Source organism: Rhizobium sp. R693, from assembly GCF_002211315.1.
GTDB lineage: Bacteria > Pseudomonadota > Alphaproteobacteria > Rhizobiales > Rhizobiaceae > Rhizobium.
In genome coordinates this window covers 237,836-261,372 of the sequence record NZ_LOKY01000046.1, presented here as the reverse complement: position 1 = coordinate 261,372, position 23,537 = coordinate 237,836, and the positions used below count along the sequence as shown (strand labels likewise).

25 protein-coding genes and 1 pseudogene are annotated in these 23,537 nt (G+C 59.4%); 14 read left to right on the top strand and 12 right to left on the bottom strand.

Going from position 1 to position 23,537, the window contains the following annotated elements:
• Positions 1–4 precede the first annotated feature (4 nt).
• The 4 genes from ATY79_RS25835 to ATY79_RS25810 form a co-directional block, all read right to left on the bottom strand.
• Positions 5–709: a 3-oxoacid CoA-transferase subunit B gene (locus ATY79_RS25835; RefSeq protein WP_088705340.1), complete on the bottom strand. Its 705-nt coding sequence runs from the start codon at positions 707–709 to the stop codon at positions 5–7.
• Positions 706–1,413 (bottom strand): 3-oxoacid CoA-transferase subunit A, encoded by a 708-nt coding sequence (locus ATY79_RS25830; protein WP_088705339.1) that lies wholly within the window; start codon positions 1,411–1,413, stop codon positions 706–708. Before ATY79_RS25830 ends, ATY79_RS25835 begins: the two co-directional genes overlap by 4 nt.
• 748 nt (positions 1,414–2,161) lie before the next feature.
• Positions 2,162–2,584 carry a helix-turn-helix domain-containing protein gene (locus ATY79_RS25815; protein ID WP_088705336.1) on the bottom strand — a complete coding sequence of 141 codons (423 nt, stop codon included), beginning with the start codon at positions 2,582–2,584 and terminating at the stop codon, positions 2,162–2,164.
• A 243-nt stretch (positions 2,585–2,827) separates the two neighbouring features.
• A complete protein-coding gene (locus ATY79_RS25810) occupies positions 2,828–3,103 on the bottom strand; it encodes a hypothetical protein (RefSeq protein ID WP_141105769.1) in 276 nt (91 codons plus the stop codon).
• 508 nt (positions 3,104–3,611) lie between these two features.
• Between ATY79_RS25810 and ATY79_RS25805 the strand changes: the two genes are divergently transcribed.
• Positions 3,612–5,426: a chloride channel protein gene (locus ATY79_RS25805; RefSeq protein WP_088705334.1), complete on the top strand. Its 1,815-nt coding sequence runs from the start codon at positions 3,612–3,614 to the stop codon at positions 5,424–5,426.
• A gap of 318 nt (positions 5,427–5,744) precedes the next feature.
• Here the strand turns inward: ATY79_RS25805 and ATY79_RS30670 are convergent, their stop codons facing one another.
• From ATY79_RS30670 to ATY79_RS30665, 4 genes and pseudogenes are all read right to left on the bottom strand, one after another.
• Positions 5,745–6,029: a hypothetical protein gene (locus ATY79_RS30670; protein WP_141105768.1), complete on the bottom strand. Its 285-nt coding sequence runs from the start codon at positions 6,027–6,029 to the stop codon at positions 5,745–5,747.
• 315 nt (positions 6,030–6,344) lie between these two features.
• A complete protein-coding gene (locus tag ATY79_RS25795; protein WP_088705332.1) occupies positions 6,345–6,740 on the bottom strand; it encodes a hypothetical protein in 396 nt (131 codons plus the stop codon).
• Positions 6,741–6,941: 201 nt separating this feature from the next.
• Positions 6,942–7,749, bottom strand: a pseudogene (locus ATY79_RS25790) (NYN domain-containing protein).
• A gap of 18 nt (positions 7,750–7,767) precedes the next feature.
• Positions 7,768–8,106, bottom strand: a complete 339-nt coding sequence (locus ATY79_RS30665; protein WP_141105767.1) for a hypothetical protein — start codon at positions 8,104–8,106, stop codon at positions 7,768–7,770.
• A gap of 175 nt (positions 8,107–8,281) precedes the next feature.
• Between ATY79_RS30665 and ATY79_RS25780 the strand changes: the two genes are divergently transcribed.
• The gene (locus tag ATY79_RS25780) at positions 8,282–8,464 is read left to right on the top strand and encodes a hypothetical protein (protein ID WP_088705330.1); all 183 of its coding nucleotides are present in this window, start codon (positions 8,282–8,284) and stop codon (positions 8,462–8,464) included.
• 54 nt (positions 8,465–8,518) lie between these two features.
• Entirely contained in the window at positions 8,519–9,274 is a 756-nt protein-coding gene (locus ATY79_RS25775) for an IclR family transcriptional regulator (RefSeq protein ID WP_088705329.1), read from the top strand.
• On the opposite strand, the gene ATY79_RS25770 is transcribed toward ATY79_RS25775, so the two are convergent.
• Positions 9,271–10,158 carry a helix-turn-helix domain-containing protein gene (locus ATY79_RS25770; RefSeq protein ID WP_088705328.1) on the bottom strand — a complete coding sequence of 296 codons (888 nt, stop codon included), beginning with the start codon at positions 10,156–10,158 and terminating at the stop codon, positions 9,271–9,273. The genes ATY79_RS25775 and ATY79_RS25770 overlap by 4 nt on opposite strands.
• A gap of 110 nt (positions 10,159–10,268) precedes the next feature.
• On the opposite strand from ATY79_RS25770, the gene pobA reads away from it, so the two are divergent.
• Complete coding sequence (gene pobA / locus ATY79_RS25765) at positions 10,269–11,441, top strand: 4-hydroxybenzoate 3-monooxygenase (RefSeq protein WP_088705327.1); 1,173 nt, start codon at positions 10,269–10,271, stop codon at positions 11,439–11,441.
• A gap of 87 nt (positions 11,442–11,528) precedes the next feature.
• Here pobA and ATY79_RS25760 read toward each other — a convergent pair whose 3' ends face one another.
• From ATY79_RS25760 to pcaQ, 3 genes are all read right to left on the bottom strand, one after another.
• Positions 11,529–13,121, bottom strand: coding sequence for an adenylate/guanylate cyclase domain-containing protein (locus ATY79_RS25760; RefSeq protein WP_088705422.1), 1,593 nt, complete (start codon positions 13,119–13,121; stop codon positions 11,529–11,531).
• 221 nt (positions 13,122–13,342) lie between these two features.
• Positions 13,343–13,771, bottom strand: coding sequence for a lipocalin-like domain-containing protein (locus ATY79_RS25755; RefSeq protein ID WP_088705326.1), 429 nt, complete (start codon positions 13,769–13,771; stop codon positions 13,343–13,345).
• Positions 13,772–13,839: 68 nt separating this feature from the next.
• Positions 13,840–14,766: a pca operon transcription factor PcaQ gene (pcaQ, locus tag ATY79_RS25750; protein ID WP_088705325.1), complete on the bottom strand. Its 927-nt coding sequence runs from the start codon at positions 14,764–14,766 to the stop codon at positions 13,840–13,842.
• Between the two features lie 150 nt (positions 14,767–14,916).
• Here pcaQ and pcaD point away from each other — a divergent pair, with 150 nt between their 5' ends.
• The 10 genes from pcaD (at position 14,917) to ATY79_RS25700 (ending at position 23,359) form a co-directional block, all read left to right on the top strand.
• Positions 14,917–15,726, top strand: coding sequence for a 3-oxoadipate enol-lactonase (gene pcaD / locus ATY79_RS25745; protein ID WP_088705324.1), 810 nt, complete (start codon positions 14,917–14,919; stop codon positions 15,724–15,726).
• Entirely contained in the window at positions 15,723–16,127 is a 405-nt protein-coding gene (pcaC, locus tag ATY79_RS25740) for a 4-carboxymuconolactone decarboxylase (RefSeq protein WP_088705323.1), read from the top strand. The genes pcaD and pcaC overlap by 4 nt, the downstream gene beginning before the upstream one ends.
• Before the next feature lie 10 nt (positions 16,128–16,137).
• On the top strand, positions 16,138–16,887 hold the full coding sequence (pcaH, locus tag ATY79_RS25735) for a protocatechuate 3,4-dioxygenase subunit beta (RefSeq protein WP_088705322.1): 750 nt from the start codon (positions 16,138–16,140) through the stop codon (positions 16,885–16,887).
• The gene (gene pcaG / locus ATY79_RS25730) at positions 16,887–17,501 is read left to right on the top strand and encodes a protocatechuate 3,4-dioxygenase subunit alpha (protein WP_088705321.1); all 615 of its coding nucleotides are present in this window, start codon (positions 16,887–16,889) and stop codon (positions 17,499–17,501) included. Before pcaH ends, pcaG begins: the two co-directional genes overlap by 1 nt.
• A 73-nt stretch (positions 17,502–17,574) precedes the next feature.
• Entirely contained in the window at positions 17,575–18,627 is a 1,053-nt protein-coding gene (locus ATY79_RS25725; RefSeq protein WP_088705320.1) for a 3-carboxy-cis,cis-muconate cycloisomerase, read from the top strand.
• 126 nt (positions 18,628–18,753) lie between these two features.
• Positions 18,754–19,926: an ABC transporter substrate-binding protein gene (locus ATY79_RS25720; protein ID WP_088705319.1), complete on the top strand. Its 1,173-nt coding sequence runs from the start codon at positions 18,754–18,756 to the stop codon at positions 19,924–19,926.
• A 99-nt stretch (positions 19,927–20,025) separates the two neighbouring features.
• Complete coding sequence (locus ATY79_RS25715) at positions 20,026–20,889, top strand: branched-chain amino acid ABC transporter permease (RefSeq protein WP_088705318.1); 864 nt, start codon at positions 20,026–20,028, stop codon at positions 20,887–20,889.
• 1 nt (position 20,890) lies between these two features.
• A complete protein-coding gene (locus ATY79_RS25710; protein WP_088705317.1) occupies positions 20,891–21,901 on the top strand; it encodes a branched-chain amino acid ABC transporter permease in 1,011 nt (336 codons plus the stop codon).
• A complete protein-coding gene (locus ATY79_RS25705) occupies positions 21,898–22,662 on the top strand; it encodes an ABC transporter ATP-binding protein (RefSeq protein WP_088705316.1) in 765 nt (254 codons plus the stop codon). Before ATY79_RS25710 ends, ATY79_RS25705 begins: the two co-directional genes overlap by 4 nt.
• Positions 22,643–23,359: an ABC transporter ATP-binding protein gene (locus tag ATY79_RS25700; protein ID WP_088705315.1), complete on the top strand. Its 717-nt coding sequence runs from the start codon at positions 22,643–22,645 to the stop codon at positions 23,357–23,359. The genes ATY79_RS25705 and ATY79_RS25700 overlap by 20 nt, the downstream gene beginning before the upstream one ends.
• Positions 23,360–23,537: the final 178 nt, after the last annotated feature.

The window sequence follows — 23,537 nt, the reverse complement described above, 5'->3', positions numbered from 1 at the left end:
TCCTTTAGAGGTCCGGGACGACGAGATCGGCGACCGGGCCGTTGATAAGGAGCGGCGCGCCGGTCATCGCCTGCAATTCCTCGACCGTCATGGCGGCGAGCTTCTCGCGCAGCACGAAACGGCCCTTAACGATGTCGATGACGGCATGGCTCGTATAGACGCGGGTAATGCAGCCGACGCCGGTCAGCGGGAATGTGCATTTGTCGACCAGCTTCGGTTCCCCGTTCTTGGTGACGTGCTCCGTGATGACGCAGACCTGCTTGGCGCCGTGCACGAGGTCCATGGCGCCGCCGACAGCCGGCACGCCCTTGGCACCGACGCGCCAGTTGGCGAGATCGCCGTTTTGCGCCACCTGGTAGGCGCCGAGGATCGCGACATCGAGATGGCCGCCGCGCACCATGGCGAAGCTGTCGGCATGGTTGAAGAAGGCCGAGCCGGGCTTCAGTGTGACCGGCCGCTTGCCGGCATTGATCAGATCCCAGTCCTCTTCGCCAATGGGCGGTGCCTCGCCGAAATCGAGGATGCCGTTTTCCGTATGGAAGATCGCCTGGCGTCCGGGCGGCTGATAGCGTGCCACCATTTCCGGAAAGCCGATGCCGAGGTTCACATAGGCGCCGTCGGCAATGTCCTGGGCGGCGCGCCAGGCGATGCTGGCGTTGGAGAGCTTGATGTCTTCGCGTGTATTGATGGGGCTGATATCGACGCTCATTGATAGGCCACTCCGGCTCGAACGAGCTCTTCTTCCTGGGCGGGATTGGCGACCTCGACGACACGGTCGACGAATATCCCGGGGGTGACGACATGCTCGGGGTCGATGCCGCCGGCGGGAACGATGCTGGAGACCTGGACGATGGTCTTGCCCGCCGCCATGCACATCAGCGGATTGAAGTTGCGCCCGGCCTTGTTATAGGTGAGATTGCCGTGGGTGTCGCCGACATGCGCCTTGACGATGGCGAAATCGGCCTTCAGCCAGCGCTCCTGCACATAATGCCGGCCGTCGAACTCGGCGATGACCTTGCCTTTTGCAAGCTCGGTGCCGTAGCCGGTCGGCGTATAGAAGGCCGGGATGCCGGCGCCGCCGGCGCGGATGCGCTCGGCAAGCGTTCCCTGCGGCACCAGCTCGAGCTCAATCTGACCGGCCAGATATCTTTCCGTGAAGGCGCGCGGGTCCGACGAGCGCGGGAAGGAACAGATCATCTTCCTGACCATACCCGCGTCGATCATCGCGGCAATGCCGATGCGCCCGTTGCCGGCATTGTTGTTGATCACCGTGAGGTTCTTCGGCCCCTTGTCGATCAGCGCGTGGATCAGTTCGATCGGTGCGCCCGAGCCGCCGAAGCCGCCAATCATGACGGTCGCCCCGTCACCGATTTCAAAGACGGCCTCAGCCGTGCTCGCGATAGTCTTGTCCACGCTGGATCACTCCTTGCCCTGCCGGATGCTTCTCCCCGCCTCTCACCCGATGGAATAAAACGAGGCGGCGATACCGGCAACAAATTTGTGCGATAATTGATATTTGTTCGTATATCGCACATTATGTGACGAGTGAGCCTGGGGCGGGGCTTGTGATCTTGGAAGACAGCGGTCGTTGTAGCTGAAATGCTCGTCGGCGTGGTGGTCGTCCCTTCTTCACGTGACACCGCACGAGTTCCCCTGCATCCTCGCCGTCCTCGCCGTCCTCGCCGTCCTCGCCGTCCTCGGCGCCGGCGATGCGGGTCATAGGCGTTCGACGCCCCGCCCAAACGGCGTCTCCTCGCGCATCGCGAGCGCCGTCGGGCGCTTGAAGTTTTGGTGTCGCGCCTCCCGCTGATCGATGCGGTCCTGCCGGCGGACCTCGTGGCATCGTTCGTGGCCGCACCTGAAGGATAGTGCGTAGGCTTGGGTGGCGTAAAAGGCTTTCCGGAAAAACGGCATTGAAGCGCTTATCGCGGTATAGTCCGGTATGACAGGTCTAATCCGGCATATTCCGGCATTACAAGGCTTTCGGGGAAAGAACCTCCAGGCGGGCTAGGGAGACACGAGGCGTCGGAGAAACTGGGATGGCGGCCAAGAAAATTTTCTGTCGTGGTCTTATGCATTGGGAAAGCGTTTGGTCGTCCGCTCTTGCCTTCAGCATAGGTTCACGACGTTCCACGCCGGTTGTGATTTCGCTCGCCCCAAGTCAGGAGGGTCGGAAATGATCAAGTATCTGGATGAGGTGCGGAGCCAATTCGCGTATCTCGTGCAAGTGGGCGGAACTGAGCTTTTGCAATACCTCCTCAGCGAATGGAGTTAGGTGCAAAGTCTGCCGCCTCCGATCGGTACTGTCGGTTTCTCGGGTGAGATAACCTCCGGACACGAGCCTGCCGACGAGTTCTGTGGCCGTATGGGGGGCTATGAGCAATCGCTCTGCCAGCGCGCCTATTGTCAGAACCTCTCCCTCGTTAACCCCCTTGATCGCCAATAGTGCTTGATGCTGCTGCGGCGGTACGCCTTCCCTCTGCGCCGCGGAGGTGCTGAAATCCAGAAACTTTCGAAGCGCATGTCGGAAATCGGCGAGTGCCTTGTAATCGACGGCGGTCAACCGGTCTTCTGCAGGTTTCATAAATCAATGGTCCCGGAGGGCAAAACGCGGATCGTATGTTACTGAAACGTCGTACACGTTGAAAGGGTTTCAGTCGATACCAAGCGAAACGACCGCACATTTGGGAAGGCAACCAAACTGGGCGTGAACGGATTGCCGGACACACGCAAAAACGGAAGATGCCAATTATTCCACTCTTGCAGTCGCAGATGCGGGCCGGCTGCCCTGGGTCTTTGCGTGGAGGGGTGTGGATCGGGATACTCGCTACTGCTTCTTTTTAAAACCCCGATCCACCCGGCCCAGCCAACGACGAAAGTCCTCGGCCAGCAGCGAAATGTCGTACTGCCATTCCAACCACAAGAGCTTGGCGTCTACCCGGTGCATGTCGAGACGCCTACGAAGGCGCTCATGGCGCTCCGATAGCGGGTCGGACAGAGTGGAAGCGCTCCAAGCGGGACGGCCTTGGCGGCGTCCGAAGCTCTCGAGCCGGTTCTGAAACTCATTTAGGTCCACTCTGAGTGTTTCAAGATCTGCTGCCATCTGGGCCTACCATAGAATGGGATCGAGATTAAGATATATATCGTAATGCGATATTGTTCAAGTAGGCAACAAAGCGGAGCGCTAAATACTGGCACTCACACACGTGACGCGGCTTCAGGCGCAAGCACTGCCGCGAAAAGTGCTGGATAAGTGCCGCGCAGAGGAAATCATCATGGAACCGATAACTCCCCACGATCGAACTATTTCTGACGTTGTCGCATGGAGAACGAACGCGCGCGGCTCATCGAGGAGCGTAAGAACCTTTCATCCGTAGACTGGGACATTGCGTCCCATTCTCTCGCTAACCATCTTGACGGGATACTCGGCGAAATCCGGGGTAAGATTGTCAGCCTGTATTGGCCCTTCCTGGGTGAGCCTGACTTACGCGGCTGCACGTTACGGATGCCGCCTAAGGGAGCCGGCCGCTTACGCCAAAATCCGAGTTGATTTATATCGTGCCACGATATATGTCGCCACCAGCTCAGCTTGCGCCCTGGTGGAGAGGAAATTGTCCAAAACGACTTTCGCATCGAAAAACCGACCTCACGACTTCACCGGCGGCTTGGCTCGTAGGGAAGCCGGGGATTTCACCACCGACAGAAGGGTCGTCCTTCTGGTCGCCATGGCCGTCATAGTGGGAACGGGCGGAGCAATTGCCGCCTGGCTGCTGGTCAATCTGATCTCCCTGGTTACCAATATTGTCTGGTTCGGAAATCTCAGCGTGGAACCGACGTCTCTCGCGAACGCTTCACGGTCCGCCTGGATGGTCACGGCTCCTGTCATCGGCGGGCTGGTTATCGGGTTGATGGCGCGCTTTGGCTCGGAAAAAATTCGCGGCCACGGTATTCCCGAGGCGATCGAGGCCATTCTGATCGGCGGCAGCAGGATGTCGCCGAAGGTCGCCCTCCTCAAGCCGCTATCATCGGCCATTTCGATCGGAACCGGGGGACCGTTCGGCGCGGAGGGCCCGATCATCATGACGGGCGGAGCCATCGGATCGCTTTTCGCTCAGTTCTTCCATATGAGTGCGGCGGAGCGCAAAACGCTTCTGGTGGCGGGCGCGGCGGCGGGCATGACCGCGATATTCGGCTCGCCGATCGCTGCGGTGATGTTGGCTGTTGAGCTACTGCTGTTCGAGTGGAAACCCCGCAGTTTCATTCCTGTTGCCGTTGCGGCGGCTGTCTCCATCTGTTGGAGACCTTTTCTCTTCGGCAGCGGTCCGCTCTTTCCGGCGAATTTCCATATCAACTTCCCCTGGTGGGGCGTCCTGCTGTGCGCGCTGATGGGCCTCGTCTCCGGTCTGCAATCTGGGCTGCTCACGACGTTGCTTTACAAGATCGAAGATGCCTTCGAGGAGCTTCCCATCCACTGGATGTGGTGGCCTGCATTGGGCGGTATCTTCATCGGGCTCGGCGGACTGATCGAGCCGCGCGCCCTCGGAGTCGGCTACGATATCATTTCTGATCTCTTGGCAGGCCACATTATGGCGAAAGCCGTCCTGACAATTCTCATTGTGAAGGCTGCCATCTGGTTGATCGCGCTTTCGTCGGGAACCTCGGGCGGTGTTCTTGCGCCTCTCCTCATTCTCGGCGGAGCGCTTGGCTGGCTTGTCGGTCTCGCTTTTCCGGGAGAGCCGGGTTTTTGGGCTCTCCTGGGAATGGCTGCCATGATGGGTGGCACCATGCGAGCGCCTTTGACCGGCACATTTTTCGCCTTTGAGATCACAGGCGACTCAAGCACTCTGGTGCCGCTGCTCGTCGCCACCGTCTCCGCGTATGCCGTTACCGTCCTGCTCCTCAAGCGGTCGATCCTGACGGAAAAAATCGCGCGCCGCGGCCAACACATTACCCGGGAATATGGAGTGGATCCGTTCGAACTGACCAGAGCGCGGGACATCATGATCGCGAAAGTCGATACCCTGTCCGTATCGATGACGGTCGGCGATACATGCTCGTTCTTCTCGCGGGACGAGCATGTCCACCGTGTCTATCCTGTCGTGAACGAGAATGGCGCTATCGCGGGCATCGTAACCCGCGCGGATGTCCTGCGTTGGCAGGACGACAGCGAACTCGCGCTTCAAACGCTCGGCGAGAGCGTGTCGGATGACTCGATCCCTGTTGGCCACCCCGACGATACTGTCGGTTTCATAGCCGACCTCATGCTTTCATCCGACATGGGTCGAGTCCCGATTGTGGACCCTCAATCCGGAGAGCTCGTCGGCCTGATCGCGCGCAAGGACCTTTTGCGACTGAGGAGTTCGTTCAGAACGACCGAACTCGATCGGCGCCCGTTCCTTTTGGCAAATAGCAAACCTGCGAAATAATCCACCATCACTGCTGGATTGGCCGTGCTAACTGGTGACCCGGGCGCTTACCGCCCGGACGGCGTTGTCTCGCGTTCTCCCTCGTGCTTAACGTCTGCCTGCAGAACACCAGAGCTGTTCTTCCTCGGCGATCACGAAATCGGGGCCGAGGACAGCGCGCCATGTCCGGTTACCCAGGCGAAGAGACAAGCCAACGCTCACGATCGCGCCCCTCTTCATGTGGTCTTGCATTGCACCCGGCGTCATTCCAAATTTCGAAACGACCTGTTCGGCCGGCTCGCAAGGAACTCAACGACTGCGTTCCGATTTGCCTCAATCCTAATGGAACGCCTGTCTCTGGTTCCAGGTCTCTACGTCGCTCCCGGAGATTTCGATACGCTCGAACGGGCCAAGCTTGCGCTGCGTCAGCTTCGCAGCGGCAATTTCGCAGATCTGTCCAACGCTTTGCTGAAGTCGGCATTCATCCGCCCTGGGCGGTGTCGCAAGATTCAGCAACGCTTGCCGGTCGACGATGACGGTGCGTTGTTCACCATCGCTTTCCAGCACTACGATACCGCAATCGCCTGAAGACTTCAGAAATGCCGTAATGAATCTGACAGACATTTTCGCACTCCCTGATCGGGGACTGACCCGCCTAACTTGACAAAGGCGGGCCAGGCTCTCTGGCATGCTCGGGAACGGGTCGTAACCGAACCGCCTCACACTAGCGCGCTTATCGCGATCGTCTTTGACCGAAATCAAAGAGCAGCTCAATGCGCGTTGCTGTCGAGGTCGTGAAACAGGGGGAGCAAGTGGTGAGACCGCTGGCTCAGGCGCGTGAAGTCGTGCGCGAGGGGCGGCCTGCGCATTTGGAACGACCCGACCAAATCCAGTTCGGCAGGGGAAGCGAGTGTGATTGCCACGACCCTCAGGGAAGATTCACCCTACCGTCGAAACAGCATGCACCTTCATGTCGTCGCGGACCTCATAGAACTTGTTGCCGTCAATATAGATCGAGTGGCAACTTGGCTTCTCGCCTTTTCCGTTCGAGCATGCTTTGCCGTCCTTGAAGGTAAGTTTGGTCCTCACGTCCATCATTTTGCCGTCCACGTTGGCCCTGCCGGTGATCGTGCCCTTCCTCCAACTCCATACCAGATCAGCGGTCACGGGCTTCTCCAGGTCGAAAATCTCGACCTTCACATGCTTGCCGTCAGCAAAGGCTTTGAACTCTTCCATCGTGACCTTCTTGGCACCTGCTGGAAGGTCCACGGCGTATGCGCTGATGCCTGATAGAAAGAACGCCAATGCACCAAAACTTGAAAGAAATTTTCTCATGGTAATGTCCCCCACCGAAACATTCCGGTTGGCTAAATTATCATCCCATGGGTTGACGCCACAACGCGGGGCACCACCATCATTTTGATGGAGGCGAAGTCTTCATGCCTGCTTGTAAGCCAATGTGCCTTGGCGTGGGACCGGAAGAGACAATTGCCGTCGGCCAACGCTGACTCTGGTGAGCCGATGACCGCAGCGGACCTATCGTTTCTTGAGCCGCACCATGACCACCTTCGGGTGCTCTCCCATGCGCTCGACGGTCAAGTATGCCCGACGCCTTTGCGAGATCGAACAGTCGCGCAAATCCGTAGTTGCGGGCATCGAAGTCAGGGGATTGCTTGGCCAAGTGGTCACCGACACGCGCGAGATTGGCGCGACCGTCTTCATCCGCCGAAGCTTCCACGGCCTTTTGAAGCATGCTTAGTGCAACGCCATCAAGTTTGCCACTTGCCGCGCCGCCCTGCGCAGGTGGAAGCCTGTCCGGCTCGACTTTCGGTGGGGCCAGGACGGATTTGCTGGATGTGTCCGCAACCTTCGTCTGCGCGGACGACTTTTCTTTCGAAGGCTCTGCGGTCGCGCCACCGAGGACGTCCACGTACACGAACTTGTCGCAGGCCGTGATGAAGGGTCGGGGGGTTTTCCGCTCTCCAAAACCATAGACCGTTATTCCCTGTTCGCGGATACGCGCCGCGAGCCGCGCGAAGTCACTGTCGCTGGATACAATGCAGAAGCCGGAAAACCGCCCTGTGTAGAGCAGGTCCATGGCGTCGATAATCATCGCCCCGTCTGTCGCGTTCTTACCCGTCGTGTAGGCGAACTGTTGCACGGGCTGGATGGAATGCTCGAGCAGGCACTCTTTCCAGCCATTGAGGTTCGGCTTCGTCCAATCGCCGTAAATGCGCTTGACGCTCGCGATGCCATAATCGGCGATCTCAGCGAGAAGGCCGGTGATGATCTTGGGAGAAGCGTTATCCCCGTCAATCAGAAGGGCCAGTGTATCGGTCTTCATTATGGATATTTCCTCCGCCTAGCGATCGACAAACCGGATTTCCCCTCGGCAAATTACTGAATGCTCATTCGGATTGTCGACCTGTTCAGCCAAATGTTTAGAATTTTTCGGCGTAGACCGCCCGCGCACGTAGGCGATGAAGGCGCTTATATTAGCTCCTTGATTGAGCCGTTCGGCTTCATTGACGATAGCCGCCGCAAGCCGTTCAAGATCGAGCGACAGGATTGGAGGCGCCTTGCCGCGGGCACCTGGGATCGCGATCGTGCCGCTGTTGCAGATGCGGCAACGGCCGATATCTGCTATTTGGACAGAAAGCCTATCTCGGGAAGAATCAGATGTATCGCTTTCTTGGCGCAATGATCATCGTGTGCTCACCTGTATCCGTTGCGCATGGGGATTCGCCGCGCTTTTGTAGAACAAGCTTTGGTCCCGGCGAGCAGATTGAGACTCATTTCATGGGGCTGGGCGCCCAAAGTTCCTCGATTATCTGAAGGGCGAAGGTTGCGGCCCTGAAACGGAAGTTCATCGGGAGGTGGAAATCTCGATCGGCAAGATGGAAGGAACCAGTTTGAAGGCGTTGGCGCAAGGCGGCGATTCAAACCTGTCTTTGTCTAAGCAGCAGGTAAAGGAATGGGCGACGAGCACAACACGGGAGCTGGGTGGCTGCGAGAATCTTCGAAAACTTCACAATGCGGAACTGAAAGCCTGGCAATAGGCTTGACCAGAGGATGCAAATGCAAGGCAGCCTGGCGGAGCAGATCGGAGAAACATGCGCGAGACTGATTTCGTCAGCGGATTTGCTAGAGGACTGAAGGTCATCGAAGCCTTCGAGGAGACGCGCCAGCGCCTTTCGATCGCGCAAGCTGCAAAGTTGACCGGGCTCGACCGGGCCACAGTACGCCGGTCGCTGCTGACGCTCGCCGAGCTTGGCTATGCAGATTACGACGGCAAGTTCTTCGCCCTGACGCCCAAGATCCTGCGGCTCGGGCATGCCTACCTCTCGGCAACGCCCCTGCCCGTTCTCATTCAGCCGCATCTCGATCAGCTGTCGGAAAAAGCAGGGCAGAGCGCATCTGCCTCGGTGCTCGACAGCACCGAGATCGTCTACATCGCCCGCGCCTCGCAGCGCCGAGTCATGTCGATCAACCTGACACCTGGTAGCCGTCTTCCCGCCTTCTGTGCCTCGATGGGGCGTGTCCTGCTGGCCGCGCTTCCGGAGGCTGACGCCAGAGCGATCCTCGCCCGCACGGACCTCAAGCCGAAAACACCGAACACCAAGACGGATGTCGAGGAACTGGTGGTGGAATTTCGCCGCGTGCGCGAGCAGGGGTACGCGGTGATCGACCAGGAACTGGAGATCGGCCTTTGTTCTATTGCAGTTCCCGTTGTGAATGATCGCGGGCAGACGGTGGCGGCAATCAACATCGGCGCACCGGCTGCACACGCGCCGGCTTCCGAAATGCCGGATCGCTACCTGCCGCTGCTTAAGGAGACGCAAAAGGCGCTGCGTCTGGTGCTGCGCTAGACGCCGAGCTTGGCACGCTCCGCCATGCGCCATGACCGGGGCGTTTGGCCAGCCTGCTTGAGGAAGAAGCGCGAGAAATAGGCGGGATCCGAAAAACCGAGGCGATAGGCAATTTCCTGAACGCTGCCAAAGGTGAAGACCAGCTCGCGCTTTGCCTCATCGAGAAGCTTGCGAGCGATGAGTTCGTGAGCGCCGAAGCCGGTGGTGGCGCGCACGATCCGGTTCAGATGTGTTGGCGAGATGCCGAGCGCGTTGGCATAGAAAGCTGCCTGCTGATGTGACTTGAAATGCCGCTGGATCAAGCCGTGCAGCAGTTCCATGCGGCGCTCGTTTTCATCGACAGCCGCCTGGTCTTCCTGTCTTTCGCAAGAGAGGCGCGCTGTCAGCAGCAAAGCCGAGGTCAGATAAGACTCCAGCAGATCATTGCGTCCCGCCCGCCGTTGTGAAAACTCGTGTCCGAGCCGCTTCAGGCAAGCCGCGACGTAACGTGCGTCCTCGTTTTCCATGTCGAGTTTCGTCAGATGCGGCGATGCCATCCACTCCCCAAGGCGGCTGCGATCGCCGGGAATTGCCTTCAGGTGCGAGCTCAATACCGTAATGACGAAGCCGTCGATGTCCTTGGAGAAACGAAAACCGTGATCGAGGGCCGGAGGAACAGTGATCACCGACTGCGCTTTGATCGCACGCCAGGCATTTGAGAACATCGCCTCGCCGGATCCGCTATCTATGTACAATATCTGAAAGAAACTGTCATGGCGATGCGGCCGGATCTCAAAGTGGTGCAGGCTGCTGCGGGATGGAATCGTTTCGCAATGCAGCCAAAAATCCGGCCTTCTACCGGTATTCTCGCCGTACAGCTCGTATGTCGGAACACTTCTCGTCATTTCCGCCTCTGCCCGTCGTGTGTTCGATTAGTGCAATTTCATGACGGAATTGTCCATTGTTGATTGCTCCCCGCCTCGTCACAATTTGACAAAAGACAAGGGAGGACACCATGCGCACCAAGGTAGCCATCATCGGCTCTGGTCCATCGGGGCTTTTGCTTGGCCAGTTGCTGACAGAGGCCGGTATCGACAACATCATCCTGGACCGTGTTGGAAAGGACTACATTCTTGGCCGCGTTCGCGCCGGTGTGCTGGAGGAAGGCACCGTCGGCCTGATCGACGAAGCAAAGGCGGGCACGCGCATGCATGCCGAAGGCCTGCCCCATGACGGTTTCTCACTTGCCTTCGACGGGCGCGATCACCGCATCGACCTTTTCGGCCTGACCGGCGGCAAGCGCGTCATGGTCTACGGCCAAACGGAAGTCACCCGCGACCTGATGGAGCGACGCAAAATCAGCGGCGCGCTGACGATCTACGAGGCGGCGACCGTCCAGCCGCACGATTTTTATGGAGCGACCCCTTACGTCACCTACGAGAAGGACGGCACAACCCAGCGCATCGATTGCGATTTCATTGCCGGCTGCGATGGTTTTCACGGCACCAGCCGCAAGGCGGTACCGGAAAAAGCGCTGAAAACATTCGAGAAGGTCTACCCTTTCGGGTGGCTTGGAATTCTGGCTGACGTTGCTCCTGTCAATCATGAGCTGATCTATGCCAACCACCCGCGGGGATTTGCGCTCTGTTCCATGCGTTCCGAGCACCGCAGCCGTTACTACATCCAGTGTCCGCTGGACGAAAGGATCGAGGATTGGAGCGACGACCGCTTCTGGGACGAATTGCGCCGACGTCTGCCTGCACACCACGCCGAGGCGCTGATTACCGCGCCATCCTTCGAGAAGTCGATCGCGCCGCTTCGCTCCTTCGTTGCCGAACCGATGCGCTTCGGCCGCATGTTCCTTGTTGGCGACGCCGCCCATATCGTTCCGCCGACCGGTGCCAAAGGTCTCAATCTCGCCGCGAGCGATGTCCATTATCTGTTTTCTGGCCTCATCGAACACTACCAGGATCGTTCGAACGCCGGCATCGACGCCTATTCCCAAAGGGCGCTCGCCCGGGTCTGGAAGGCGGTTCGTTTCTCCTGGTGGATGACCACAATGATGCACCGGTTTCCTGATACCGGTGACTTCGACCAAAAGATCCAGGAAGCCGAACTCGACTATCTCACGCATTCACGCGCAGCTTCGACGTCGCTTGCGGAAAATTACGTCGGCCTTCCCTACTAGGTCTCTTCCGCTATCCACGGAAGGGCACATGGAGAGCGGCGGTGGTTAATGCGTCCCACCGCTTCTCGCCCCATTTTTTGCAAGGTATCAGGAGGTGCGGGGCGGCTGGGCGTCGATCGCGGCCATCGCTTCAGCAAGCGCGGCACGCACGCGTTCACGCTCATCCGGGTCAAGCTGCGCCAGATCGAGGTGCAGGTCGAGGCCAGCAAAGTGCTCGCTCAGCACACGCAGGTTCCGGTCGCCACCCAGCAATCCGTTGACGGCGTAAGGCACCACCTCGCGGTGAATGCCCTTCATGGTGATCGGCGGCAAGGGCGTTGCATCGACGATGTCCTTCACGAGCGCGTAGGTTTCGTAACTGATCACGATCTTTCCGCCTTCGGCGATGGATTGCAGCCGCGCGGCCAGATTGGCTTCTGCGCCGATGATCGTGTAGTCCATGCGATCGTTGCTGCCGAAGTTGCCGACGTTGCAATATCCCGAATTGATCCCCATTCGTACGACGAACGGTTCCTCGGTGCCGTCAAGGCGCCACTTCTCCTTCAGCTCTCCGAGGCGACGCTGCATGTCGACAGCCATCCGCAGACAGGCCTTCGCGTCGTCAACAGCGCCATTCGTTTCCGGATCGCCGAAAAACACCAGCATGGCGTCGCCGATGAACTTATCGACCGTGCCGCCATGCTTCAGCGCAATAGCCGACATCTCGGTCAGATATTCGTTCAGCATTTCCGTCAGCGCCTCCGGTTGCAACCGCTCGGTGGTCGCCGTGAAATCCTTGATATCCGAAAAGAAAATCGTCAGCCGCTTGCGCTCGGTCTGGATAACGACGTCCTTTTGGCCACTGAAGATGCTCTTGTAGACCTGAGGCGACAAATAGCGCGAGATTTTCATGGAAACGCTGGCCAGAAATTCGTTCGCCGATTCCAGCTCGCGGTTGACGCCCTGGATCAAGACCCTCTGGCGCTGCTGGAAGACGATGAAGCCGATGCCAAGTCCCGCCATGCAAAGGAAATACAGCAGCAGGTATTTGAACGCGAAGACGTTGCGCGCGAAGGGTTGCCTGATGATCACTTCCTGAATGCCGCGGACATCGCCTACCTTCCAGTTTGTCTTCGGGCTTTCCGGATGGGTGTTGTGGCAGGTGACGCATGCCGCGCCCATCACGACCGGGGTCACAAGCCGAAACGTGTTCGTAAAGCCGCTACGGCTGATTTCCGTCGGCATCTGCTTGGGATCGGCGCGAAGGGCCGCCAGAGCGCTCGTTTCGAAAGCGTCTAGAGGGTGCGGCGCGCGCCGCTTGAAGGGTAGGTCGGAGAGGAAGCGATAGGTGATGTTTGCCTGCTGCTGCCGGATGACATCGCCGAGTTCGAGCGAAAGCGTCGCTGGGATCGGGATTGCGCCCGGTATGTCCGCATAATCATGCGTTACGACCGTGCCGACGTCGCCGCCGGCGGCATGTGCCGCCAAAACGCGCCCGACCACATTGCTTGCATAGTAGGAACGGATGCTCGTGATCAGCGAACTCATGTCCTGCGCCTGGCGTTTCACGGTGTTTTGCGAGAGTGTGCTGACATCCATCCAGACCGCGATCGGCAAGCCGGCCAGCAAAGCCAGAATCAGGAAACTGATGAAATATCCGGTCTTTTGCGCGGTACGGTCGCGATCAGCCTGGTAGGTCACTGCAAGCCTCGACGAAAATTGAGTTGGCCAGGCGTAAAGCTGCGTTGCGCAAGCCGGGCCGCGATTCGCCTCCACCGCTCGCCACAAAATCTCTCAAGAATCTGGACATGAAGCTCTCTTCGCAGACGACCATGTCGAAAGAAGGAGCATGCGTCGCTTATGCCGTCAACCGCCCGCAGCTAGCCAATTTTGGAGGCATTGGGCGGCGCTCGGCGGACCGCTCAGATCTTGCGGAATTCGAGTTCGTAAACGACTTCCTCACCAGTCGTGGGATCCACGCCCGGCGCGCCGCTGATCAACAGCCTGCTGCCGTCGATGGAGAACGGCCTAATCAGGTCAGTCACGCCCCATGCCGGATTCCAGCTGGCATCGACATGATGGATAACGCGGCCGTTATCGAAGGTGTAGGTACCGGCATAGGCGAGCATGCTATCAAAGAGGGCAACCTTTTCGGAATCTGTTGGCATCTTGCCGTTGGAGACTGGCCGTTCGCTGCTGACGACCAATGCCATCATTCTGCCGTCGGGTTGGTACGACAAGAAACCGACCGGGTCTGGTCCCATCGCGTCTGAAACGGTGCCGGACGCTAAGATCCTGCGTTTCCAAGACACCATTCGCCAGGTTCCGTGTAATGCGGCTGCACTTCCCATAGTGTGGCTCCCACGCGCAGTTGCACGTGCTTGACGATACCACGCAGGCCGTATCGGGAACAGGGTCGCTAGGCTTTCGCGCCAACCTCCGTTGCCGCTTCCCGCAACGTCTGCATGAGGATCGCGAGCGGCAGCGAGGGGATTGCGTCAGTGCGCATCGTCAACCCGACCGGCCCTTTTGTCTCGCTGGTGTCGATCGGCAGGACTTCAAGCAAACCATCTTCAATGTCGGTGGCGACGACGCCCGTGGAGATGATCCAGATGGCGTTGCTCGAACGTACGAAGGCGCGACCGAAGGAATCCGAAACCGTCTCGATCTGGTTTGGCAGGCTCGCCACGCCGTTGGCAATCAAAAAGCTTTCGACGAACGGGCGAATGATCGAGGCGCGTGTGGGCATCAGCACTGTGTATTCGCTGAGGTTCGCAAACAGGGACTGGCGCGACTTCAGGAGCGGATGTCCGGTACGCACGGCAAAGACGACCTGTTCCGAATAGAGATGCTCGAAGGAGAAGCCCGCCATCTTTTCGGCGCCGGCCAGACGCCCGACGACGAGATCGAGATCTCCCACACGCAACTGCTCCAGAAGCACTGCATTCTCGCCTGTTACGATCTTGATGCGGCTCCAGGTGTTCTCCTTCAAGAAAAGCTCCATCGCTCGCGGCATGATCCTCGTCGATACCGTCGGCAATGCGCCGATGCGAATCGGCGGTGCCTCGCCGAAGCGTTCCTGCGAAACCGAATCGAGCCCCTGGCGCAGTGCTGTCAGCGCCGCCCCCGCGTGACGGAGAAAGACGTCGCCATACCGGGTGATCTTGATACCGCGTCCATCGCGCTCGAATACGGCAACACCCAGCACGTCTTCCAGCTCGCGGATCGTCTTCGTCACCGCCGGCTGGCTGACATTGAGCAGTTCGGCTGCTTTCATCACGCTTTTCTGGCGAGCGACCTCGACAAATGTCTGCAGATGACGAAACTTGACGCGATTGTCGATCATGGTTTTCATAACTCCGGAGTTATTGAAATGCCACGAAATATCATTTTACCTAACCAGACGAAACATCCAATTTGAACTTGGGTCTGTGCAGACTCCTTTGTCCAGTCGATTGCGGCTTGGGTGAGGATCGGTGCAGAGAGGAGATCCGCCGTGCAGTTTGCTCGTATCAACGACATCGCGATCCATTATCAGCTGATCGGCGGTCCCGCCGACAAGCCGGTCATTGTCTTTGCCAATTCGCTTGGCACCGATTTCCGCATCTGGCGCGACGTGATTATGCGACTGGCCGGGGATTACGCGATCGTAGTCTACGACAAGCGTGGCCACGGGCTCTCCGATGTCGGTCAGGTTCCCTATTCGATCGAAGATCATGCTTCCGATCTTGCTGGACTGCTCGATCTTCTGGCGGTCAAGCAGGCCATCATCTGCGGGCTTTCGGTGGGCGGGTTGATTGCTCAGGCGCTTTACAAGGCCCGTCCCGACATGGTCCAGGGACTGATCCTTTGCGATACTGCCCACAAGATCGGTACCAATGAAAGCTGGAATACGCGGATTGCAACCGTGGCCGGCAAGGGTATCGGCGGCATTGTCGATGGCGTCATGAAGCTGTGGTTCACGCCGGCTTTCCGGCGACCCGAGAATACGGCTTATCACGGCTACGCCAATATGCTCGTTCGCCAGCCGGTGGAAGGCTATCTCGCCACCTGCGAGGCAATCCGGGATGCCGACTACACGGAGGCCGCCGCCAAGATAAGCGTTCCGACGATCTGCGTCGTTGGCGATCAGGACGGTTCGACGCCGCCTGACCTGGTGAAGTCGACTGCCAAGCTCATTCCCAACGCCCGCTTCGAGATCATTCGCGACGCAGGCCATATCCCTTGCGTGGAGCAGCCCGAAGCGCTGACGGCAATCATCCGCGCATTCATCGATTTTGCATTGCATGGAGAAAAGAGCCCATGAGTGAACTCCACGAGCCATCGGAGCGTTTTGAGCAAGGGATGGCGACACGTCGAGCCGTGCTGGGCGATGCCCATGTCGATCGTGCCGAAGCAAGTTCGACTCCATTCGACCGGCCCTTTCAGGATCTGATCACGGAAGCTGCCTGGGGCCATGTCTGGTCGCGCCCGACGCTGACGCGCCGCGAGCGCTCGATCGTCACCATCGCGCTCCTTGCTGCACTCGGGCAGGATGACGAGGTGGCGATGCATGTGCGCGCCACCGCCAATACCGGCGCCTCACGAGACGACATCTGCGAGGCACTGCTGCACGTGGCAATTTACGCCGGCGTTCCCGCCGCCAACCACGCCATCAAGATCGCCAAGCACGTTTTCGAACAGATGGACGCCGGAAAGGCGGCCTGAAAGGCACATTATGTCCGACCTCACCAACAACAAGCCTGAAATGGGTGCCTTCTTTGCCCGCGACCGCGCGTGGCACGCGCCTGCGCTTACCCCAGGCTACAAGACCTCGGTTTTGCGCTCGCCGCAGCGAGCCTTATTATCACTCGACGGGACGATCTCGGAGATCACAGGGCCGGTCTTCGGCCATTCTGTCATCGGCGAGCTCGACAATGATCTCATTCACAACTTTGCCAAGCCAGGCGAGAGTGCGATCGGCGAACGCATCGTCGTTCATGGTCGCGTGCTCGATGAACGCGGACGTCCGGTACCGGGTGCCCTTGTCGAGTTCTGGCAGGCCAATGCCGGCGGCCGCTACCGCCATAAGAAAGAAACCTATCTCGCCGCCATCGATCCGAATTTCGGCGGCTGCGGGCGCTCAATAACCGACGACGACGGCCGGTATGCGTTTCGTACTGTTCGTCCGGGTGCCTATCCCTGGCCGAATGGCGTCAACGACTGGCGGCCGGCCCATATCCACTTCTCGATCTTCGGCCACGGCTTTGCACAGCGCCTGATTACCCAGATGTATTTCGAGGGGGATCCAATGATCTGGAAATGCCCGATCGTCGGCACGATCCCGGACAAGCGGGCCATCGAGCAATTGATTGCACCACTCGACTGGGGCAACACGATTCCAATGGATGCGCGCGCCTACAAGTTCGACATTGTGCTGCGCGGGCGCCGTTCGACCATGTTCGAAAACCGCAAGGAGGGGAACTGATGGTACAGGAACTCGGCTACCTCAGGGAAACGCCGTCGCAGACGGCGGGCCCCTATGTCCATATCGGATTGACACCGAATTACTGCGATATCGGCGGCGTCTATGAGACCGATCTCGGCTCGGCGATGGTCAACGACAAGACACTCGGCGAGCGCATTACGGTGACGGGCCGCGTTTTTGATGGTGCCGGCGCATTGGTGCGTGATGCGGTCATCGAAATCTGGCAGGCCGACAGCGCCGGCCTTTATAATAGCCCATCTGAAATGCGTGGCACGGCAGATCCGAACTTTGCCGGCTGGGGCCGTTGCCCGACAAGGGCCGAAGACGGCGTTTTCAGCTTCGACACCGTCAAGCCAGGTCGCGTTCCGTTCAAGGACGGCCGCAAGATGGCACCGCACATCACCTTTTGGATCGTCGCTCGCGGCATCAATATCGGCCTGCATACGCGCATGTATTTTCCCGAGGAGGCCGAGGCCAACAAGGCCGACCCGCTGCTCCTGCGGATCGAGCACCGGGAGCGCGTCGACACGCTGATTGCCGTTCGGGAGGGCTCGACCTACACCTTCGACATCAGGCTGCAAGGCGACAGGGAGACCGTGTTCCTGGATATCTGACCGCTGGCAGCGCGGGGACCTTGCAACGCGACGATTCCAGTCGCAGTTATCGGCTCCTGCAAGAAAGACACCGATGACAATCTCAGCCTTCGATCATCCCTTTCTCTCCGGTCTTGTCGGCGACGACGAGACGGCGCCATATTTCTCCGCGCAGGCGGATATTCGCGCCATGCTCGGCTTTGAAGCAGCGCTCGCGAGGGCCGAGGCTGTCCATGGTGTGATTTCGCACGAGGCCGCACGCCATATCGGCACTGTCTGCGCGACGTTCGAGCCGGATCGCGCGCAACTGAGGGCCGCTACGGCTCGCGATGGAGTTGTCGTTGCCGATCTCGTCAAACAACTTCGCAAGGCAGTCGGAAGTCCGCATTCCGATTGCGTTCACCTCGGCGCCACCAGCCAGGATGTCATCGACACCAGTCTGATGGTCCGGCTCAAGGCAATCGCGTTCCTGTTTTCAAATCGGCTCTCGCAGCTTGCCAGCGCGTTCGACAATCTTGACGCGCAGTTTGGAATAAACGTCCTGATGGGACGGACCCGCATGCAGGCGGCGATCGCGATCACCGTGTCCGATCGTCTTCATGCCTGGCAGGCACCACTTGGCGGCTATCGCGACCGGCTCACCGAACAGCGGTTCCCCGTGCAGTTTGGCGGCGCGGCTGGCACGCTCGACAAGCTTCAGGACCAGGCGCCGGCCATTCGTGCTGCCCTTGCCCAGGAGCTCGGCCTTTCCGATACGCGCCAATGGCAAAGCCAACGCGGCATGATCGCAGACTTCGCCAATCTGCTGTCGCTCATCAGTGGCAGCCTCGGCAAAGTCGGTCAGGATATTGCACTTCTGGCGCAGGCCGGCGACGAGATCGAGCTTGCCGGCGGCGGCGGTTCGTCGGCCATGGCGCACAAGCACAATCCGGTCGCGGCTGAAACACTGGTTGCCCTTGCGCGCTTTAACGCAACCCAGCTTTCGGGTTGCCATCAGGCGCTGGTACATGAACAGGAGCGATCGGGCGCCGCCTGGATGCTCGAATGGCTTATCCTCCCGCAAATGGTTATGGCGACCGCCGCTTCGCTTCGTCTGGCGCTTGAACTGGCCGGCAATATCAAGCGCATCGGGCAGCGCAACTCATAACCCCAGATGTATGATATTCGCCTTTTATTTCATTTTACATTACCGTTTTGAATGAGACACTATCGCCGAGATTTTAGCTCTTTGCTAATCCGGCGTAGGAGTGCGCCGTCGTCAATGGGAGGTTTTATGAAACGGTTTGTCCTGGCCGCCGTTGCGGCAATTGTCATGAGCACAGCGGCCTACGCCGATACCATCAAGGTTGGTGTCGTCGGGCCGTTCTCCGGTCCATTCGCCCTGCAAGGTAAGAACTTCAAGGCTGGCATCGACGCCTACATGGCGCTCAACGGCAGCAAAGTCGGCGACAATACCGTGGAGGTGATCTACCGCGATCTTCCAGCGGCCGATCCGGCGAAGTCCAAGGCACTGGCGCAGGAACTGGTCGTCAAGGAAAAGGTCCAGTACCTGGCTGGCTTTTATTTCACGCCCGACGCCATGGCCGTGACACCGATTTTGAAGCAGGCGAATACGCCGCTCGTCATCATGAACGCTGCTACATCGGCGATAGTGACGAAGAGCCCGCTCGTGGTGCGCACCTCGTTTACGACGTGGCAGACCTCGACGCCGATCGCCAAGGTTGCCCACGATGCCGGCGTCAGCAAGGTCATTTCGGTTGTCAGCGATTACGGTCCGGGCGTCGACGCGGAAAATGCCTTCAAGGCAGCCTTCGGGAAGGAAGGCGGCCAGGTCGTCGAGGCGATCCGCATGCCGCTGTCGACAAACGATTTCAGCCCGATCATGCAGCGCATCAAGGATTCCGGGGCGCAGGGCGTTTTTGCTTTCCTGCCGTCCGGTCCGACCACGCTCGGCTTCGTCAAGGCCTACAACGAAAACGGCCTCAAGGCTGCCGGCATCAAGTTCTTCGCGCCGGGCGACCTGACGCAGGAATCCGACCTTCCCGCACTTGGCGATGCAGCGCTCGGCATAAAGACGAGCTTCCATTACGCGGTCTCGCATGACTCTCCTGAAAACAAGGCGTTCGTCGAAGCTGCAGCCAAGGCAATCGGCAACAAGGCGGAGCTGTCTTTCCCGGCCGTCGGCGCCTATGACGGCATGCATGTTATCTACAAGATGATCGAAGCAACCGGCGGCAAGCAGGACGCGGCAAAGGCCGTCGACGCCGTCAAGGGTTTGACGTGGATCAGCCCGCGCGGTCCGGTTTCGATCGATCCGGAAAGCCGCCACATCACGCAGAACATCTATCTGCGTGAAGTGACAAAGGCCGATGATGGCACTTATTACAACAAGGAGGTCCAGACATTCGAGAAGCAGGGCGACCCTGGCCTTGCGGCTGCGAAGTAACGGCCTCTGATATCTGCAGCGGACCAGAAAATGCTTGTAGCGCCGAGCGCGCTGCAAGCACCGCAATGCCGGCCGCTCCAACAGCATCGGGATAGCCTCATGCAAACAGTCTTCAGCATAGCCGTCGATGCGCTTGCCTATGGCATGGTGCTGTTCGTCATCTCGATCGGGCTGTCGGTGACGATGGGATTGATGCGCGTCGTCAATCTCGCGCACGGCGCTTTTGCCATGATCGGCGGCTACATTGCGTCCTATGCGGCACGCGATCTCGGGCTCGGCTACGGCGTTGCAGTGATCGCCGCGGTCATTGGAACGGTCATCATCGCGATTCCGCTCGAACGTTTTCTCTACAGACGCATCTACGGAGCGCCGGAGCTGACGCAGGTGCTGATGACGATTGGCATCACCTTCTGCATTATCGGCATTGCCAATTACGTTTTTGGTCCGACGCTGAAGACAATCCCCCTGCCGCAAGGCCTTCAGGGTTCCGCTGATCTCGGTTTCCGCACGATCCCCGTCCATCGCCTCTTTGCCATCCTGTGTGGTCTTGCCGTTGCCGGCGGCCTTTGGTACGCGATCGAAAGGACGAGCTTCGGGGTCAAGCTGCGCGCCTCAGTCGACAATGCCGCCATGGCGGCAGCGCTCGGCGTACGCACCGAAGTCATCTATGCGCTGAGCTTTGCCGTAGCTGTCGGGCTTGCTGCCTTTGGCGGCGTTGTCGGCGCGGAGATGTTGCCCGTCGAACCCTACTATGCGCTTCGATATATGGTGACCTTCCTCGTCGTTGTTTCGGTGGGCGGCGCAGGGTCCATCCCGGGAGCCCTGGTGGCCTGTCTCCTGCTTGGTGGCATTGACACGACCGGACGCTACCTGATGCCGGAGTTCGGCGAATTCTTCTTCTACCTCGCGGTCATTGCCATCATTTGCATCTTTCCGCGTGGCCTTGCGGGAAGGACGAAATAGAATGGCTGTCGTTATGAATACCGAAGCAGCAGTGTCCACCTCAGCCCGCCCGCGCCGCTCAATGGGGCGCGATGTGGCAGGCGTCGCAGCCATATTAGGCATTGCCACAATCGGTTACCTGTTGTTTCCGGACAACCTTGCGCTGCTCACGCGCATCGTTGCGGTCGCCTTGCTTGTCCTGTCGCTCGATCTCGTCACCGGCTATTGCGGCGTTGCAACACTCGGCCATGCGGCCCTGTTCGGATCGGGTGCCTATGCGGCAGGCATCATCTCGGCCCATTACGGCATCAACGATCCGCTGCTGATGACACTTGCAGGCATCGTCGGCGGGGCAGCAGCTGGATTGGTCAGTGGTGCCGTTATCCTGCGTGGCCATGGGCTGCCGCAGCTCGTCCTGTCGATCGCGCTCATCAATCTCTTCCACGAATTCGCCAACAAGGCGTCCAGCTGGACCGGCGGCAGCGATGGCCTCTCGGGCATCTCGGCCGATCCGATCTTCGGCTACTTCGAATTCGATCTCTATGGCCATACCGCCTATGTCTTCGCGATTATCCTGTTGCTGATCGTCTTCGTCATCCTGCGCCTGCTGGTTCGCTCGCCCTTCGGCATGCTGTGTCGCGGCATCAAGGAGGATCCGGTGCGTATCCGCGCGATGGGTGCCTCGCCAAAGGCTGCGCTGATCAAGATGTACGTGATCTCGGGCGCTGTTGCCGGCGTCGGTGGAGCGCTTAACGCCATCACCACACAGGTCGTTGGCCTCGACAGTCTGTCGTTCACGCTGTCGGCCGAATCGCTGGTCATGCTCGTCCTTGGGGGTACAGGCTCTCTATTTGGCGCGCTCTCGGGCACCGTCATCTTCATGCTGTTTGAGGATTATGTCTCGGCGGCAAACCCGTTCCACTGGCTGACCATGGTCGGCGCGCTGCTGATCGCTGTCGTCCTGTTTGCGCCGAAGGGGCTCTATGGCTCCGCTGCCGCCTTCCTGAACCGCAAGAAGGAGGCGGGACAATGAGCGCCGTCTTCGAAGTCATCAGCCTGAGGAAATCCTTCGGCGGCCTTGCCGTTACAAATGACGTCTCACTGTCGATGGCGCCAGGCGACCGCGTGGCGCTGATCGGGCCGAACGGTGCGGGCAAGACGACATTCGTCAATCTGGTGACCGGCAACTTGCAGCCCGATTTTGGCGAAGTCCGGCTTGCGGGCGAGACTGTCACAAGGGTTGGGGCCAACGGCCGCGTCAAGCGCGGCCTGGTTCGGTCTTTCCAGGTTACCCGGCTCTTCCTCGAGATGACGCCGGCCGAGCATGTGGCCCTTGCCATCCTCCAGCGTCAGGGACGCACGGGTCGCATGTTCGGAAATTTTCTTGCCATGCCCCCCCTCATGGATGAGGTCAGCGATCTGCTGGCTACGCTGGGGATAGCCCACCTCATGCATCGCAGGGTGAACGAGATCGCCTACGGCCAGCAGCGCCTCCTGGAGATCGCCGTTGCCATGGCGCTGCGGCCGAAGGTGCTCCTGCTTGATGAGCCAGCCGCCGGTGTTCCACAGAGCGATACCGGCCGCATCGAGCAGGCGCTTGCCGACCTGCCCGCCGATCTTGCTGTCCTGATGATCGAGCACGATATGGATCTTGTGTTCCGTTTCGCCAAGCGCGTCGTCGTTCTCGCTGCGGGCGCGATCATCTTCGATGGATCGCCCGCCGACGTCACCAAGGATGCCCGCGTTCGCGAGGCCTATCTCGGGAGCTATGTCAATGCCAGCCACGCCGCTTGAGGTCGAAAACCTGTCCGCCGGCTACGGGCCGACACGCGTTCTCGAAGGCATTTCGTTCTCCGTTCCAGCCGGCGCGCGCCTCGCCGTTCTCGGTCGCAACGGCATGGGCAAGACTACGCTGCTTGCGACGCTCGCCGGGCAGACCAAACGCTATGGTGGCGCGATACGCATGGGTGGCGCCGATGTAACGGCAATGCCGAGTGCAGCGCGCGCGCGCAAGGGATTGGGTTATGTGCCGCAGGCGCGATGCGTCTTTCCGACATTGACCGTGGAGGAGAACCTTTTCGTCGGACTGAAGGATCGGCCAAGGAGCGCGCTTGAGGAAGCCTACGGGATGTTTCCGCGGCTGAAGGAGCGACGCCGCAATCTCGGCAACCAGCTCTCTGGCGGCGAACAACAGATGCTGTCGACCGCGCGGTCGATCCTTGGCCGCCCGTCGGTGCTTCTCCTTGACGAACCGCTCGAAGGATTGGCGCCTGTTATCTGCGAGGAACTGATGGCCGCCTTTGCTGAACTTGCAAGGACCGGTGACATGACCATTCTTCTTGTCGAGCAACGCATTCAGAGCGCTCTGGACTTTGCCGACCTCGTCATCGTGCTCGAGCGCGGGCGTCTTGCATGGGCGGGTACGCCGAAGGCGTTGTCAGACGATCACGACGCAGTAGAGCGTCTGCTCGGCGTCGGAGGACTTCACTAGCTCGGGCAATGCGATCGTTGCATTGCCGGCACAACCCAAGCATCCTCATACTATTGGCGAAGGAGCCGACAATTGTATTCGAAGGGCCGAGCAACCATCTAATAGACAGAAAATGCGGAACAGGCCGCTACTGTCCTGCCCAAGCGTTCTGCTCCGTTTACCGAAAACAAACCATAGG

Coding starts and splice junctions, on each gene's coding strand:
- ATY79_RS25835 (WP_088705340.1), bottom strand. CDS start 709: ATGAGCGTCGATATCAGCCCCATCAATACACGCGAAGACATCAAGCTC.
- ATY79_RS25815 (WP_088705336.1), bottom strand. CDS start 2,584: ATGAAACCTGCAGAAGACCGGTTGACCGCCGTCGATTACAAGGCACTC.
- ATY79_RS25810 (WP_141105769.1), bottom strand. CDS start 3,103: ATGGCAGCAGATCTTGAAACACTCAGAGTGGACCTAAATGAGTTTCAG.
- ATY79_RS30670 (WP_141105768.1), bottom strand. CDS start 6,029: ATGTCTGTCAGATTCATTACGGCATTTCTGAAGTCTTCAGGCGATTGC.
- ATY79_RS25795 (WP_088705332.1), bottom strand. CDS start 6,740: ATGAGAAAATTTCTTTCAAGTTTTGGTGCATTGGCGTTCTTTCTATCA.
- ATY79_RS25775 (WP_088705329.1), top strand. CDS start 8,519: ATGCGCGAGACTGATTTCGTCAGCGGATTTGCTAGAGGACTGAAGGTC.
- ATY79_RS25770 (WP_088705328.1), bottom strand. CDS start 10,158: ATGACGAGAAGTGTTCCGACATACGAGCTGTACGGCGAGAATACCGGT.
- pobA (WP_088705327.1), top strand. CDS start 10,269: ATGCGCACCAAGGTAGCCATCATCGGCTCTGGTCCATCGGGGCTTTTG.
- ATY79_RS25755 (WP_088705326.1), bottom strand. CDS start 13,771: ATGGGAAGTGCAGCCGCATTACACGGAACCTGGCGAATGGTGTCTTGG.
- pcaQ (WP_088705325.1), bottom strand. CDS start 14,766: ATGATCGACAATCGCGTCAAGTTTCGTCATCTGCAGACATTTGTCGAG.
- pcaC (WP_088705323.1), top strand. CDS start 15,723: ATGAGTGAACTCCACGAGCCATCGGAGCGTTTTGAGCAAGGGATGGCG.
- pcaH (WP_088705322.1), top strand. CDS start 16,138: ATGTCCGACCTCACCAACAACAAGCCTGAAATGGGTGCCTTCTTTGCC.
- pcaG (WP_088705321.1), top strand. CDS start 16,887: ATGGTACAGGAACTCGGCTACCTCAGGGAAACGCCGTCGCAGACGGCG.
- ATY79_RS25725 (WP_088705320.1), top strand. CDS start 17,575: ATGACAATCTCAGCCTTCGATCATCCCTTTCTCTCCGGTCTTGTCGGC.
- ATY79_RS25720 (WP_088705319.1), top strand. CDS start 18,754: ATGAAACGGTTTGTCCTGGCCGCCGTTGCGGCAATTGTCATGAGCACA.
- ATY79_RS25715 (WP_088705318.1), top strand. CDS start 20,026: ATGCAAACAGTCTTCAGCATAGCCGTCGATGCGCTTGCCTATGGCATG.
- ATY79_RS25710 (WP_088705317.1), top strand. CDS start 20,891: ATGGCTGTCGTTATGAATACCGAAGCAGCAGTGTCCACCTCAGCCCGC.
- ATY79_RS25705 (WP_088705316.1), top strand. CDS start 21,898: ATGAGCGCCGTCTTCGAAGTCATCAGCCTGAGGAAATCCTTCGGCGGC.
- ATY79_RS25700 (WP_088705315.1), top strand. CDS start 22,643: ATGCCAGCCACGCCGCTTGAGGTCGAAAACCTGTCCGCCGGCTACGGG.